Source organism: Accumulibacter sp. (genome assembly GCF_029255125.1).
Classification (GTDB): Bacteria; Pseudomonadota; Gammaproteobacteria; order Burkholderiales; family Rhodocyclaceae; genus Accumulibacter.
The window spans coordinates 22,648-38,105 of the sequence record NZ_JAPUVR010000139.1; the positions used below are offsets into that span (position 1 = coordinate 22,648).

The following is a 15,458-nucleotide window of genomic DNA, read 5'->3' on the forward strand; positions in this document are numbered from 1 at the left end:
ACCCTTGCTCCGCGGGCCTTTCGGTTCCTCGGCGCGGTTTTGTCCACACCTTTATTCACAAGCGCTGTGTACCGTCTCGAAAGCTCCGATAACTGAACACTTTACCCCGCATTGCCAGAACTGGAGCGAGCTTCCGGCGGTAACTGACGACCCTCCCGAAACGCGCCGCCAGCGCTTTTTGAGGCCGAGCCCCTTGTCGCAAATCGTTCGCGTCGCGCTTGACGTGCCGCTGTACCGCTACTTCGATTACCTGGTTCCGGGCGACGAACAAGTGACGGCGGCCGACATCGGCCGCCGCGTTCAGGTGCCGTTCGGGCGTCGGACCATGATCGGGATCATCGTTGACCTGCCGCCAACCAGCGATCTTCCGAACGAGCAACTGCGCCCGATCGAGACGGTATTGCACGACCTGCCCCGCTTGCCGGACGACTGGCTGCGCCTCACCGAGTTCTGTGCCGGCTACTACCACGCGCCGCCGGGCCAGGTCATGCTGTCGACCCTGCCGGTTGCCTTGCGCTCGCCGAAGTCGGCGAAAGGAGCCAGGCGATTGGCGCGACCAGCGACGAGCGCGGCGGGCGGACAGGCGCTTCCCGCGCTGCGCGCCGAGCAGGAAGCGGCGCTCGCCGCGATCCACCAGGCCGGTCCCGGCTTCCATTCCTTCCTCCTGCACGGCGTCACCGGTAGCGGCAAGACCGAGGTCTATCTGCGCCTGATAGAGTCCAGCTTGCTCGCTGGAAAGCAGGCGCTGCTGCTCGTGCCCGAGATCAATCTGACACCGCAGCTCGAAGCCCGCGTTGCCGCGCGCTTTCCGTCGGTGGCGCTGGTCAGCCTGCACAGCGGCCTTGGCGAAGCGGCTCGCCAGCGCAACTGGCAGGCCGCGCTCACTGGTACGGCGCGCATCGTGCTCGGCACGCGCCTCGCTGCATTTACCCCGTTGCCGGAGCTCGGCCTGATCGTCGTCGACGAAGAACACGATCCTTCGTTCAAACAGCAGGACGGAGTGCGCTACTCGGCGCGCGATCTTGCCGTCTTTCGGGCGCGCCAGCTTGCCATCCCGATTGTCCTCGGCTCGGCGACGCCGTCGCTGGAAAGCTGGGCCAACGCGACCGCGGGTGTTGGCCGCAGCCGCTATCAGCTCCTCTCGCTGCGCGAGCGGGCGGTCGCCGGCGCTCGGCTGCCGCTCGTCCGGCGCATCGACACGCGCCTCGACCGAGCCGAGAACGGTCTGTCCGCTGCCTTGCGCGCGGCGCTCGCGCAACGTCTGGAGTGCGGCGAGCAGAGTCTGCTCTTTCTCAACCGGCGCGGCTACGCGCCGGTGGTTGGCTGCCCGGCGTGTGGCTGGACGTCCGGTTGCCCGCGCTGCGCGGCGCATCTCGTTCTGCACCTGCGCGACCGCTGCCTGCGTTGCCACCACTGCGGCTTCGCCGTGCCGGTGACGAAAGCCTGCCCGACTTGCGGCAATCAGAATCTGATCGCTTTCGGCCGCGGCACGCAGCGCCTCGAAGCAACGCTCGCCGAGATTTTCCCGCAAGCGCGCGTCCTGCGCGTCGATCGCGATTCGGCGAGCACGCGACGGCAATGGGAAGCGCTCGCCGCGCGCATCGACGGCGGCCAGGCCGACATCCTGGTCGGCACGCAAATGCTCGCCAAAGGGCACGATTTCGCGCGCCTTACGCTGGTCGGCGTGATCGCGCCGGATGCGGCGCTGTTTGCCGCCGACTGGCGCGCCGCCGAGCGGCTCTTTGCCCAACTGATGCAGGTTGCCGGCCGCGCCGGGCGCGCCGAGCGGCCCGGCGAGGTGCTGATCCAGACGCAGTTCCCCGAGCACCCGCTTTACCAGGCTCTGATCGAGCACGACTATCCCGCGTTCGCCGCCGTTCAGCTTGCCGAACGACGGCAGGCCGGTTTCCCGCCGTACGCCTACCAGGCGGTGCTGCGTGCCGAGGCGCGCGAAATGGGCGAGGCGCTCGCCTTTCTGGCGACGGCGCGCGCCGCCGCGCTGGAAGTGGACAGCGCGGCAGTTACTGCTTACGACCCGGTGCCGATGCGTCTGGCTCGTCGCGCCAACCGCGAGCGCGCGCAATTGCTCGTCGAATCCGGCTCGCGGCGCGCGCTGCAGGCTTTCCTGAGCACCTGGCAGCTCCGCCTGGTCGCGCTCAAGCTGCCGGCGCAGCTCAGTTGGCATCTCGAAGTCGACCCGCTCGAGTTGTAGCCCGCCCTGGCCATTGCCGCCGATTTTTTCTCGCGGCGAGTGTGCAAAAGTACCGCAAAACGCCCGCTCTTCGGCGCTATCCTCGTTCGGCTGGCGAGGTCGACCAGGGCACGGGCAGCACGCGCCGCAGCCGGGATTGACTGATCTTGCAGACCGGGCAATACTCATTAAAAAGGAGTCTTATCGTGTCTTCTGATTCGGTTGCGGCGATCGACCTCGGTTCAAACAGCTTCCACATGATCGTCGCGCGCATCGAGAACGGTCGTGTGCAGGTCCTCGACCGGCTGCGCGAAATGGTCCAGCTTGCCGCCGGACTCGACGAACGCAACCGCCTGTCGCACGCCGCGCAACAGCGGGCGCTCGCCTGCCTGGCCCGCTTCGGGCAGCGCGTACGTCACATTCCTCCCGCGCGCTTGCGCATCGTCGGTACCAACACTTTGCGGCAAGCGCGCAACAGCGCCGAATTCGTCGCGCGTGCTGAACGCGTGCTCGGCCACAAGGTCGAGATCGTCTCCGGACACGAAGAGGCCCGCCTGATCTATCTCGGCGTTGCGCACAATGTCGGCGATGTGAGCGGGCAGCGCCTGGTCGTCGACATCGGTGGCGGCAGCACCGAACTGATTATCGGCCAGCAATTCGAACCGCTGCACCTGGCCAGCCTGCGCATGGGCTGCGTCAGCCTCAGCCGGGAATTCTTTGCCGACGGCCGGATTACCGGCAAGAACCTGCGGCGGGCCGAGCTGCTCGTCCAGTTGAACCTCGAACCGGTGCGCGAAGACTACCTGGCGCGCGGCTGGGAAGTCGTCACCGGCGCTTCGGGGTCGATCAAGGCGATACACGATGTGCTCGTCAGCGAGGGCTGGAGCCGCCAGGGGATCACGCTGGATGCACTGCGCCGTCTGCGCGCCGCCTTGCTGGAAACGCGCGAGACGGCGGCGATCGCCAGCCGCTGGCAACTGGAACCGGCGCGCGCGCGCGTCTTCGTCGGTGGGTTCGTCGTTCTGCACGGGCTGTGCGAAGCCCTTGGCGCCACTCGGATGGAGGTGTCCGAAGGCGCTCTGCGCGAGGGACTGATCTATGACCTGCTCGGCCGAATTCGCCATGAGGACGTGCGCGACCGCACGATCGCCGAGGTTACCGCCCGCTTCGGTCTGGACGAGACACAGGCGCGACGGGTGAGCACGACCGCGCTTGACTTGTTGCGCCAGGCACGCGCGAAGTGGCATCTGAGCGGCAAGGAGGCGCGCTGCGTGCTCGAGCGAGCGGCTCGTCTGCACGAGGTCGGCTTGCTCCTGGCGCACGACGGCTACCACAAGCACGGCGCCTACGTGATCGAACATTCCGACCTGCCCGGCTATTCGCGCGACGACCAGCGCCTGCTTTCGGCGCTCGTTCGCCGACACCGGCGCGCCTTTCCGGCGTCTGCCTTTGCCCACCTGCCAGCCGATTGGGTGAAGCCAGCGCGCCATTTGTGTGTGCTGCTGCGTTTGGCCGTCGTTCTCCACCGTAGCCGCAGCAGCGAGCCTCTGCCCAAGCTCGAACTGCGCGTCGATCGTCAGCAGATGACCCTGCTCTTTCCGGCGACCTGGCTGGCCAGGCACCCGCTGACCCGGGCCGACCTGCAGATCGAGGCAGGCCTCCTGCGCGCCGCCGGCTTCGCCCTGCGCGTTGCCACCGTGGGGGCCGGCAAGGAAGGCGAAGACGGGATCGGCGATGGCGCCGGGACGAATACGGGCGAGGGAATACCACCGTTGCTAGCGCGGGCCTAGTGGGCGCAGGGTCAGCCTCGCTCGCGGCGCCCAGCCCGCCGGCTGAGCCTGCGCGGCCGACCGAGCAGGCATTGCCGCGTCGCCTGGCCGCCAGATTTGCCCGCTTTTCTGCCTGGCTTGCCGCGTTCCTCGTCGGCGTCGTCAGTCTGGCGGTGCTTGGCCTGCTCACGACGCTCGAGCAGACGCCGCTCGTCAAGCGTGGCGAGACGATCGCTCCCACGGCAATTGCCGAAGCCCGCCGGCTGCTCGCGCTGAACGATCCGCGTCGCCTGCGTCGCGGCGAAAAGCGGACGGCGGAAATTCCCGCCGCTCTGGTCGACGAAGCAGTCAACTACGTGGTCAGCCGCAGTCTGGGTGGCCGCGGCGCTTTCGTGATGGCCGAGGACAGCGCCGAAGTCCGCCTGACCGTTCCCGCGCGCCTGCCCGGCGCACACTACCTGAACCTGCGGGCAGTCTTTCGCGAGGCCGAAGGCGAGCCACGCGTTGCCGCCGCGGCGATCGGCGCAGCGTCGGTGCCGCCCTTCCTCGCCGAGAGCTTCATTGCCGTCGCGCTGAGGATTGCCGGTATCGGCGAGCAATGGCGGCTCGCTCGGCGTGCGATTCGCCAGATGGTCTTCGAACCGAGCCGGGCGGTCGTCCTGGTGACCTACGTCTGGGAGCCAAAGCTGCTCGAACGCGCGGTTTCGCTGGCCATCGCGGACGACGACATTGCCCGCATGCGCGCCGTACAGCGCGATCTGGCGGGTCTGCTCGACCACCACGCACCGTATGCCAAGATACCGCTGGTTCAGGTGCTCACGCCCCTGCTCGCGCAGGCGGAAGAGCGGACGAGCGCACACCGCCGGGTAGTCCTGCTCGTGCTGGCGACCTACCTGGCCGAGAAGGATCTGGCGACGATACTGCCGCAGGCGCGACAATGGCCGCGCGTACGGCGCGTCAAGCTGACGCTGGGCGAACGTCATGACAGTGCGCAGCATTTCCTCGTGTCGGCGGCACTCGTCGCCTGGGCGGGTGAGCCGGTGACCAAAGCGATCGGTCTCTACAAGGAACTCGACGACTCGCGTTCAGGCAGCGGATTCTCCTTTGCCGACCTTGCCGCCGATATGGCCGGTGCGCGCTTCGGCGAACTGGTCGTCAAGGACTCGCCGCTGCTAAGCGAAGCGCTGCAGCGGACGCTGACCGACACGGATCTCGCGCCGCGCCTCGCCGACCTGCCGGAGCATTTGTCGGAAGCGCAATTCGGGCGCGTGTTTGGCGGCGTCAACGGACGTGGCTATCAACAACTGACCGGCGAGATCGAGCGCCGCCTGGACGAGTTGCCGCTTTATCGCTGAGGCGCGTGCGCCGGCGCCGCTCGCCTGCGCCAGCCAGCCAGCAGGAACCAGACGTAGGCCGCCGTTTGCCCGGCAAGCAGGACGAGAAAGGCATAGCGGTGGGCGGCGGCAGGACTGGCCGTCGCCGTCTGCAGCGCATCGATCAGAACGCCGATACCCCATTGCACGGCAAAGGCGCCGATAAACACCATCAGGTTGAAAGCCGTGTTGGCGCGCCCGGCCAGGGCAAGCGGGAAACCGGCCGCCGCCTGCGAGTAGGCGAGCGTCCCGAAGCTCGAGAAGACGCCGTAGGCGACCCACAGCCACGCACTGCTGCCACCGCCTGCGCTGACGATCAGCCCGAGCGTGAGCAGCGAAACCCCGACGCCGATGGCGAGCAGGACGATCGGTCCGATGCCGCGCCGGGCAAGGCCGGTGGCGAGCAGACCGATCAGCACGTAGGCGATGAGCATGGCAGCGTTCATGCTGCGCAGCGTGTCGGCGGCGAGCGCGCGGCTGTCGCCGTTGACCTGCATCAGCCAGGATACCGACCACAGGCTTTGTACGGCCATGAAGCCGCCGATGATGGTCAGCCCGAGTGGTACGAAGCGCCAGAAATGCGCGCTGGCGAAAACCATCCGGACGCCCGCCCACTGCGTCGCCAGGCTTTCCGGTTGCGGCTTTTCGGCGCGCTCCGGAACGCTGACGAACAGCCATAGCGCGACCAGCATCGTCAAACCGGCGAGGATCAGGAAGATCTCGCGCCAACCGGTGAAATGCAGGGCCGATTCGAGCGGCGTTGTGGCGACCAGTGCGCCGAGGCCGCCGGCCGTCATGATCCAGCCGGTCAGCGAGGCTTGGCGCTCGGCGGGAAACCATAGCGAGAAGGCCTTGAACGCCGCCATCAGGCAGGCCGAGACGCCCAGGCCGATCAACCCGCGGCCGATCGCCAGTTGCGCACTCGTCTGACCAGCGGCGAAGACACCGGCGCCGACTGCCGCGACGAGCAGCAGAGCCGCTTCGACGCGGCGCGCACCAAAACGATCGAGGAGGACGCCAAGCGGTAGCTGCGCACTGGCGAAAGCAAGAAAGTAGGCGCCGGTGAGCAAGCCGAGATCGCCCGCCGTGAGCGACAGTTCCGCGGTCAGCAGCGGGCCGATGACGGCATTCGCCGTCCGGTAAAGGTAGGAAAGGAAATACCCGCCAGCAAACGGGAGGAACAGCGTCAGCCAGAGTCTCGCCGCCATTTCAGGCCTCGTTCCACAGCCAGGCCGCGCCGCGCACACCCGACGAGTCGCCATGAACGTTGCGGCACAACCGGGTGAGAACGGTCGGCGAGAAGATATGCTCCTGCCACAGGCGGGGTACCGTTTCGTAGAGCCGCTCGATGTTCGACAAACCGCCGCCCAGAACAATCACTTCGGGGTCGAGGATGTTGACCACGCCGGCCAGCGCCTTGGCCAGGCGACGCTCGTAGCGCCAGAGCGTTTCGTCGGCCGCGGTTTCGCCGTTCGCCGCGCGCGCGCAAATCTCCTCGGCGGACAAACGCTCGCCACAATGTCGCCAATGATCGGTCGCCATGCTCGGCCCCGACAGCCAGGTTTCGACGCAGCCCAGGCGACCGCAATAGCAGGGCAACGGCGGCACGCTCTCCTCGTGCAGCAAGGGCAGCGGATTGTGGCCCCACTCGCCGGCAATTCGATTGATGCCGGCGACGACGCGTTGACGCACGACGATGCCGGCGCCCACCCCGGTCCCCAGGATGACGCCGAAAACCACCTCGGCGCCTCGTCCAGCGCCGTCGATCGCTTCCGACAAGGCGAAGCAGTTGGCGTCGTTGGCCAGGCGAACCTCACGCTGCAGCCGCGCTTCCAGGTCCTGCCGGAAAAGGCGGCCGATCAGCCAGGTCGAGTTGGCATTCTTGATGCGCCCGTCCGGCAGTGATTCGGCGCCCGGGATACCGACACCGACGCTGCCGGCTGCGTCGAGTTCGCTCTCGGCCGCCTCGACCAGACGGCCAATTGCCTCGACCGACGCCGCATAGTCTGCCTGTGGCGTCGCTTCGCGCCGGCGCAGCAAGGTCTGACCACCCTCGTCGAACGCTGCAAGCTCGATTTTCGTTCCGCCAAGGTCGATGCCAATTCGCAACATGTCGATTGTCAACCCTTCCTGGCGCGGGTAGCACGCCCATAGCCATGTCCCCCACGGACTTGTCGAATACTACCGCGAAACCTGGCGTCACGGCGGGCGCCAGGCAAACCGCCCAGGCGGTTTTGCGGCGCCGAAGAACGGCCAGCGACCGTCAGCGCATCGCAGCCGTTCGGTGCCGCCTTGGCTGCGGCTGTCGAGCGCCCGGCTAGTCCGCGGCGTAGTTGGCGACCTCGATCAGGTTCTGATCAGGATCGCGAAAATAGACCGAGGTGATTGGGCCAAGCGCTCCGGTTCGTGCGACCGGATCGGTCAGGACAGGAACACCGCACGGGGCGAGATGGGCGAGCACTTCGCCCATCGAACTGGCGGTGATCAGGCATAAGTCAGCCGAGCCGGGCGTCGGCGCGTGCGCCATTGGCGCCAACTCCTTGCCCTTCTGGTGGAGGTTGATCTTCTGATTTCCAAAAGCCAAAGCCTTGCGACCGCCGGCGAAGGTGACGACCCGCATGCCAAGAACGCGCTCGTAGAACGAGCAGCTCAGCTCGAGGTCGGCGACGGTAAGAACAATATGGTCGAAGCGCAGGATATTCAACGCACTTGGCTCACAGTAGGGACGTTCAGACGGGCAGAATCGTGCGCTCGCCGCAAGCCACCCGGCCTATCCTGATGCCTTCCGGCTCAACGGTTGGGCGGAGCCGGAAGAGAAGGCGCCAAGACCCCTGCCCGAGGAGTGGGCGGCCGCTTCCGTCAACGATACTGCGCTTCTCGCTGTGCGGCGAACACCCGAGCGCCGCCGCGCGCGGCGACACCGCCATCGCGTGACGGCGTCGTCGCGTTGGCGGGCGCCGATCAGGCGAGCGCTGGGCAGCGATGCTGGCGGCCGCGGCGACCCAGGCCGCTCAGTCCGGCGGCGCCCAGGGCACACGCCAGCAGCGCCAGCGCCGGCGGTTCGGCGGCCTGTTGATAGCGCACCTCGACCATTCCCAACCCGTAGTAACTGCCAGGGTCGGGGAAGTCGCCGTGTAGCATCACATCCAGGTTCCCGGTGAAGCCAAGCGGGAAACCCGGCATCTGACCATAGGCCGGGATCAGCTCGCGCGTCGACAGGTACTGGGCATGCTGCGCACACGCGGGACCGCCGGCCGCAGAGCATGCGATACCCGCAATAACCGTAGTATCGCGCCCGCCGATGTCCACGAGGTGCGCCGTCAGGCGGGTGTCGAGCGCGACAAAGTCCAGCGTTCCGTTGGCATCAGCCGTCAGCACGCGCACCTGCTGTGCGCCGATGCCGACACTGGCGTTCTGCTCGACGAAATAGGTCAGGCCGAGCAGGTAGTCGAGGCTGGTCTGGGCTGGCCCCTGCAGCGAGAGTGGGTTGTCGATACCCTGCGAGGGATGTCCGACGATCTGGAAACCGAAACTTCCGTTATCCTCGACTGGCAGCACGACAAAACTTCTCAGGCTGGCGCCAGGGACATAGCTGACTGGATGTGGAAACCAATTGGCGAAGGTGAAGCCTCCGGCCGAGAAACTACCGCCCTGGCTCAGGTCGAAAAGCGTACATGAGAAGGGCGAGGTGCAGCCGCTGGTAACAATCGTCGCAGCCGATTCACCGACCGTACCGAAAGCAAGTGCCGCCGTCGCGCAAAGCACAGCGGCTGGTTTTGCAGCAAACCAGCGCATGGGAACTCCTTTTCAGCTTGAAGCCGTCGGATCGCGGCGCAGCACATGGCTCGCCGTGACCGCGCAACTTGAAAAATGGGGAAAACAACCGGGCCGACCAGTTCATTTCCAACTCAGAATATCAGGCCTTTGAGCGGTGACCTTATTGCACGCAGACGACCCCGCTTAGACGAAAAGCGGCTCCCCCGCATGCCGTACAAGTATAGGAGGTCGAGTTCCACTTTGCACAAACCACTGACTGCCACGATCGTTGTCGCCGCAAGTCATGCTGCGTTTGGCATACTCTTGGTTGTGCTGGAGGAATCGCGCGTGCCTGAGCTCAGGTCGGGGTTATGGGCAGCGCCTCGGCACTCGAATAGCGTAGTTTCCTTCGCCATGCTCGGCAAGTAAGAAACGTTACCATGCATGGATTTATGACAAGGACTTGCAAACTCCTCCAGGCCTGCTCTCGCCTTTTGGGCGACCGAAATGAGTGCGACGAATGGAGCCAGCCTGCTGTGCTGCTTCAGGAAAGTAGACCGACCCCAGGGCCTCGGCACTCGGCTGTCATAGTCTGAGGAGGCGCATGATCTTCACCCGGAAGTCGTCATCTCAGGCGGCTGCTTTGCGCTTCCGACGCAAGCTGGTTTTCTTTTGCTCGGTCGTAGCCAGCCGAATCAGATTGAGAACGATCTTCTTCAGGGGGGAAGGATTCTGTGGCGCATTGTCCTTACGTACGGTGCTGGCATCCTCGCCGAAGCTGACCTCGAGCACCCAGTGAAGCCGATTTTCCACGGCCCAATGGCCGCGCACAGCTGTTACGTTCCGCCCAATTCAAGACTCTTCGTCCCGACCTATTCGAGGCGAGACAAGTGGCGAAAAGCGCATTTGCTTGTCAAGCCGAATGCGGCAATGTTGCCGCATTCGGCCTGCCGGCGCAGCGTAAGAAGCACTGGGGCGGGGTCAAGGGGTCGCTTTGCCGGGCTTCGCCCGCCCTTGACCCCGCCCCAGTGCTTCTTGAATACCCCGAGACGAAACACCCCTGTTTCCCCTCAAGCAGCGACGGTCATTACAGCTGCGAGTCCATCCAGAGCTCAGAGCCAAGATGGAGTCGTTGTTGGCGGCGGTCGAGAACGCGAGCGGCGATGTCGAGAAGGCGGCTGAGGCGGAGCAGCGGGTGACGGAGGAATTGCGGCAGCTGGGTAACGAAGTCTTGCATGGTTAGGCGCGAGGGCAAGCGCAGCGGGAAGAAGATGGGGCGCAGCGGGCCGGAGACCCGGCCCTTCACGCGTTCGGCGGAGGTGGTCTGCCGGGGCCGCGGATTAGCTGCCGCGACCAGGGCTTCGCAGCGTTGCCGAAAGGACACTATCGCCAACTTGCCTCGAGAAAGGGCAAGCAATGAATCCGCTGCAGCGGGATGGGCTTTCCACCTGCTGATCACCCGATACGCTGCATACACGGGTGTCGAAGCAAGCCCGAGAGTGTGCGCTTCCCTTGATCGTCACCCGTCGGGCGACCGACACGCTCCCACAACCATCGGTCGGCCAAGAGAAGCGGGGGCGGCATCGGCGCGCTGAACAAGGCGGCCTCACCGGCCTGCTGCTGTACTGCGGGCTGTCGGGAGCGAAGCGCAGGTGCCAGCCAGCGGGAGAACGGGTCTGCAGCGGGTCTGCAACGGAAAAGGGGAGGCGATTGACACCAGGCGTGCGAGGATAAAACCACAGCTCGGCGCACGTTTCCAGATCCAATGCTCGAATTTTATTATTATACTATGCATTTCCGTTTGGAGGCGATGGCTGCTTGAACGTGCGCGCGGGGTTCATGTGCTGTTCCTCCCATGGTCGAACAACTGTCTATGTTGAATGCGACGACGTGCACCGGCGACCTGCATGCTCCCGTCGCAATGGCTGGTTCAAGCTTCCAGCGTCCTGCAACCGGTTGGCTTGGTGCCCTTACCCGCCAGGTGCCGGCCACGGGCGTCGACCCTGACGGAGATTCGGATCCTTGTAAATCCGTTCTGCTTGAATATTATTTGACGGAAGATCCCCGATGAAATCACTGCACACCCGACTGACCTGCCTGGTCGGCGGACTGATCACCCTGTCGATGCTGCTCTTTGGCGCCGCTTTCTACCTGCAGATGCGCTCGCAGCTCATTGAGTCGGTGGCGTCGGAAACACGTGGCACGGCGACAGGCTTTGCGCTCGCGACTGGCGAGTGGGTAGCGTCCAAGGCGCAGATGGTCAGCGCACTCAAGTCGGTGATCGATAAGCCGGAAGCCGAGAAGTCGTTCGCGACCGCCAAACTGGTTGGCGGATTCGATTCGGTTTATGCGGGGTATCCGGACAAGCGTTCAATATTTTCCGAAGCTCAGCCCGACCTTCCGGCCGACTGGGACCCCACGACAAGGCCGTGGTATCAGGGCGCCATGCGCGCCGGCGCGGATCAGATCGTTGTCACCAAGCCCTACGAAGACGCCGGCAGCAACAAGCTGGTCATTTCGCTTTCTGCCCTGGTCAAGGAAGGCGAACGTGTGCTTGGCGTCGTCGCGGCCGACCTGTTCATTGATCGTGTCGTCGGCGAAGCGCTGAATATCAAGCTGGCAGGCGAAGGCATCGGTTTCCTGCTGCATCAGGACGGGACGATTCTCGCCCATCCGACCAAGGAAGTCGTCATGAAGCCCGCCAGCGAGCGCTTTCCAGAACTGACGGCGGAGCGCATCGCCCAGGCTAAGGCGGCCGCTAACACGATGTTCGAAACGCGCGCCATCGACGGCGACCGTCTGGTTTTCCTGGCCCCGATCAAGGCGACCGACTGGCTGCTTTGCGTGTCGCTCGACAAGGCAAAGGTGCTCGCACCACTCGACCGCCTGCTACTCAGCTTGTTGTTCGCCTTTTTGGTGGCTGCCGCTGTCGCCGCATTCCTCGTGCGGCTCGTGCTCGGCCGCATGCTGCGCGGTCTGCATCAGGTGCGCGGCAAGATGGTCGAAATCTCGCGCGGTGGCGGCGACCTGCACGTCCGTCTCGATGTGCTGTCGGAAGACGAAGTTGGCGAAACGGCGCGTTCGTTCAACCAGTTCCTCGATCAACTGCAACGTATGGTGTTGTCACTCAAGGACGAGGCGCAGCGCCTGAGCCAGGATGTCGACCAGCTCGACGGCAACATCAGCAATCTGGCGCGCGAATCGCTCAGTCTGACCGAGAGTTCAAAAGCGAACGCGGCCGCGGTCGAAGACATTACGCAGGCTGCCTCGAAGATTGCCGATACTGCCGGCGATACCGAAAAGTTGATCCGCGCGACCGGCGAGCTTTCACAGGAGAGTGCCAGCGAGGTGGACGCCGTCGCCGCGGACGCCGAGGTTTCGATCGGTCACGTGAAAGAGCTTGCGCGCGTCATGGCGAGCCTTGACACCCGTTCCGAGGAGATCAGCAGCATCATCAACGTGATCAAGGGCATTGCCGATCAGACCAACCTTCTCGCCCTCAACGCGGCGATCGAGGCGGCGCGCGCCGGCGAACAGGGACGCGGCTTCGCCGTCGTTGCCGACGAAGTGCGCAAGCTGGCGGAAAATACGGCCAAGGCGACCGTTGAAATCGCCGGAAAGATATCGGCCGTGCACGAGGAAACCAGTCAGGCCGGACTGACCGTGCAATCGACGGTCGAATCGGTCAGCCGTGGCGTCGAGCGGTCGCGAATTGCGGCGCAGCGCATCAAGGAAATCAGCGCAAAAATGGACGAGGCGATTGCGCGGGTGGGTGAAATCGCGCGCTCGACGCTCGCCCAGCGCCATGCGACGACGGCAATGGCGCACACCAGCGAACTGATCAGCCAGCGCGTCGAGGCCGAGGATCGCGTCATCCAGGACGTGCGCAACACGCTCTCGGCCTTGGCCGGAAACGCGGATAACACGCGACGGCTACTCGACGGTTTCCACGTGTAGTTTCCGCTCGCGCGTCGCGCGTCGTCCTGGCTTTTCAGCCTGGGGACGCCGCGCTCAGGCAAGGGACGGGTGTCAGCTTGGAGGACTCGCGCCGGTCGACGGCAGCCCGCAATGAACGGCCGCAGTCCACTTGAGCAGGCGCGAACGTACAATTGGCTTCGGGCAGCTTACGTCGCGTGTGCGCGAGCCGGTACGCTCGGCGACCGCCGCGGCAATGGCGCCCGGGCCAGCCAGTGAACTGGGAGCAAGCAGATGAGCGATATCGACATTGAATATTTGCGGTCGTGGATTGGCCAATCACGGCAGGATCAAGACCTGATCGCCACGCGCCACGCGCGGCTCATGGCCGCAACGGTAAACCATCCGGAAAGCGCTGCGCTGGTCGACGGCGCCGAACTCCCGCCGCTATGGCACTGGCTCTACTTTCTGGAGGGCCAGCCGGCCGACCGTCTGGGCCGCGATGGGCATCCGGCGCGCGGTGAGTTCCTGCCGCCGGTGCCGCTAGCCAACCGCATGTGGGCGGGCGGCCGGCTTGACTTTCTTGCCCCCGTCCAGCTCGGTACTCAGGTGCGCAAGACTTCGAGCATCTTGCGCGTCGAGCACAAGACCGGGCGTTCCGGCGATCTCGTCTTCGTCACCGTCCTGCATGAACTCACCGCGGCCGACGGACGCCCGCTCGTGCGCGAGGAGCACGACATCGTCTACAAGAACAAGAGCCCCGCTCCCCCCGCACCGCCTCGTTCTGCCGGCGCTGCGGACACGCCGCACGCGGCAACTGGCGGAGCGCGTCGCAGCCTGAAACCCGACTCGACGCAGCTCTTTCGTTACTCGGCGCTGACCTTTAACGGGCACCGCATCCACTACGACGCGGACTATTGCCGCCAGGTCGAGGGCTATCCTGAGCTGGTCATTCATGGGCCGCTGCTCGCCACCCTGCTCGCCGGCTTTGCCATCGAGACCCGCCATCGCAGCCTGCGTCACTTCACCTACCGTGCGCTGGCACCAGCCCTGCTTGGGGATGTCTTGACGCTGCAGGCGGAAGCCCAGCCTGACCAGCTGGTCCTCGCGGCCACGGTCGATCGCGGCATCACCTGCATGCAGGCGGAAGCCGTGCTCGCCTGAAGCGACCCCACACGTTCCGCGGGTGGACGCAAGCTGCTCGCCGAGTTCTGCTCGTCGTCGTGATCGGCGTAAGCGGGGTTGCTGGCAACAGTAGGCTGCCGCGGGCAGCGCGGGACAGCGCGACGGATCAACGCCTCGCGCCGACCGGCGAAATCACGGTTTTCGCAGCGTCACCAGTATCCATCCGCGCAAGAAGCGTAGCCAATGCACGTGGCTGATCAGTTTCTCGAAGCACATGCCAAGGAAAAAGACGAAGCCATTGAACATCAGGTAGTTCGGGTACTGGCTCAGGTACTCGAACGATTCGACGCGCAATTCAGCGGCGCTTGCCAGTTGCTCGACGGCACCGCGCGTGTTGGTGCGGTAAGCCGTCGGAAACGTGTCTTCCTCGGCGCGGCCTTCGACTATCCGGACGACGCGCGCGTGCAAGCGATTCGGGATCAGGCGTGCGACCTGGGTCCCATAGTCCCACATGTTGGCGGTGAGAAAGATGATGACCCCGTTTGGCCGCAGGATGCGCGCGAATTCCCGGTAGACCGATTGCGGATCCTGCAGGTGTTCGAACACGCTACGCGACATGATCACATCGACGCAGGCGTCTGGCAGTGGGATCTGCGCGAGGTCGGCGTTGTATGTCTCAATACCGGCTGGCACATCTGTGAACGCGACCAACTCGACGCCGATCAGTCGCTGCGCTTTGCCCAGATAGGTGCGCAGCACAGGGGCGGTTCGTCCGCAGCCGGCGTCAAGCAGCGTCGCTGTCGGGCTCAGGTGCCCGGATACGCGGCGCTGAAAGATGCGGTAGGGATGTTCGCTGTTGTCGTAGTATCGTCGGAGCAGTCTTTCGGCTAATGTCGACATGGTGTCCTTGCGCTTGATCAGAACCCGGATGTGGTCCGCACGCCTGGATTTTCGAACGTGCACGCGACCTGAGTCAATGGACTATCGCACAGCAGACCCGGATCAGCGCGTGCCGACGCGCGCCAGCGCATCGTCCACAAATGCACGGAGCCCCTTCAACATGCCTTACGCTGCCGGTCGCGTGGCGGCTGCGAGTGCCGCAAGGTAGGTGGCGTCCGGCGTCTGGCCATCCAGGGAGCGATGGGGGCGTCGTTCGCTGTAGAAGCGCAGATACGTGGCCAGGTTAGCTGTCGCATCGGCGACGCTGTCATCGGCCTTGAGATACACCTCCTCGTCCTTGACCGTCTTCCACAGGCGCTCGACGAAGACGTTGTCCCGCCAGGACCCCTTGCCGTCCATGCTGATCCGGATGTCGTGTGCCTTGAGCAG

11 protein-coding genes and 1 pseudogene are annotated in these 15,458 nt (G+C 65.0%); 5 read left to right on the plus strand and 7 right to left on the minus strand.

Going from position 1 to position 15,458, the window contains the following annotated elements; all coding sequences use genetic code 11:
* The first annotated feature begins 193 nt into the window (after positions 1 to 193).
* The 3 genes from Q1L59_RS15360 to Q1L59_RS15370 all read left to right on the plus strand — a co-directional run bounded on the left by Q1L59_RS15360 (position 194) and on the right by Q1L59_RS15370 (position 5,315).
* Positions 194 to 2,212 (plus strand): primosomal protein N', encoded by a 2,019-nt coding sequence (locus tag Q1L59_RS15360; RefSeq protein ID WP_300333836.1) that lies wholly within the window; start codon positions 194 to 196, stop codon positions 2,210 to 2,212.
* A gap of 185 nt (positions 2,213 to 2,397) precedes the next feature.
* Positions 2,398 to 3,981, plus strand: a complete 1,584-nt coding sequence (locus Q1L59_RS15365; protein WP_300333838.1) for an exopolyphosphatase — start codon at positions 2,398 to 2,400, stop codon at positions 3,979 to 3,981.
* Positions 3,982 to 4,052: 71 nt separating this feature from the next.
* Positions 4,053 to 5,315, plus strand: a complete 1,263-nt coding sequence (locus Q1L59_RS15370) for a hypothetical protein (protein WP_300333840.1) — start codon at positions 4,053 to 4,055, stop codon at positions 5,313 to 5,315.
* Here Q1L59_RS15370 and Q1L59_RS15375 read toward each other — a convergent pair.
* From Q1L59_RS15375 to Q1L59_RS15395, 5 genes and pseudogenes are all read right to left on the minus strand, one after another.
* Positions 5,306 to 6,541 (minus strand): MFS transporter, encoded by a 1,236-nt coding sequence (locus Q1L59_RS15375; RefSeq protein ID WP_300333842.1) that lies wholly within the window; start codon positions 6,539 to 6,541, stop codon positions 5,306 to 5,308. The genes Q1L59_RS15370 and Q1L59_RS15375 overlap by 10 nt on opposite strands.
* 1 nt (position 6,542) lies before the next feature.
* Complete coding sequence (locus Q1L59_RS15380) at positions 6,543 to 7,442, minus strand: ROK family protein (protein ID WP_300333862.1); 900 nt, start codon at positions 7,440 to 7,442, stop codon at positions 6,543 to 6,545.
* A 208-nt stretch (positions 7,443 to 7,650) separates the two neighbouring features.
* Positions 7,651 to 8,037 carry a VOC family protein gene (locus Q1L59_RS15385; protein WP_300333845.1) on the minus strand — a complete coding sequence of 129 codons (387 nt, stop codon included), beginning with the start codon at positions 8,035 to 8,037 and terminating at the stop codon, positions 7,651 to 7,653.
* 257 nt (positions 8,038 to 8,294) lie between these two features.
* Positions 8,295 to 9,128 (minus strand): hypothetical protein, encoded by an 834-nt coding sequence (locus tag Q1L59_RS15390; protein WP_300333848.1) that lies wholly within the window; start codon positions 9,126 to 9,128, stop codon positions 8,295 to 8,297.
* 591 nt (positions 9,129 to 9,719) lie between these two features.
* A pseudogene (locus tag Q1L59_RS15395) lies at positions 9,720 to 9,923 on the minus strand (ISAs1 family transposase); the annotation flags it as partial.
* A 1,233-nt stretch (positions 9,924 to 11,156) separates the two neighbouring features.
* On the opposite strand from Q1L59_RS15395, the gene Q1L59_RS15400 reads away from it, so the two are divergent.
* Positions 11,157 to 13,046 carry a methyl-accepting chemotaxis protein gene (locus tag Q1L59_RS15400; protein WP_300333851.1) on the plus strand — a complete coding sequence of 630 codons (1,890 nt, stop codon included), beginning with the start codon at positions 11,157 to 11,159 and terminating at the stop codon, positions 13,044 to 13,046.
* A 342-nt stretch (positions 13,047 to 13,388) separates the two neighbouring features.
* On the plus strand, positions 13,389 to 14,168 hold the full coding sequence (locus Q1L59_RS15405) for a MaoC family dehydratase N-terminal domain-containing protein (RefSeq protein ID WP_366145666.1): 780 nt from the start codon (positions 13,389 to 13,391) through the stop codon (positions 14,166 to 14,168).
* 153 nt (positions 14,169 to 14,321) lie between these two features.
* On the opposite strand, the gene Q1L59_RS15410 is transcribed toward Q1L59_RS15405, so the two are convergent.
* A complete protein-coding gene (locus Q1L59_RS15410; RefSeq protein WP_300333856.1) occupies positions 14,322 to 15,029 on the minus strand; it encodes a class I SAM-dependent methyltransferase in 708 nt (235 codons plus the stop codon).
* Positions 15,030 to 15,194: 165 nt separating this feature from the next.
* A partial coding sequence (locus tag Q1L59_RS15415) for an integrase core domain-containing protein (protein ID WP_300333859.1) occupies positions 15,195 to 15,458 on the minus strand: 264 nt, incomplete at its 5' end.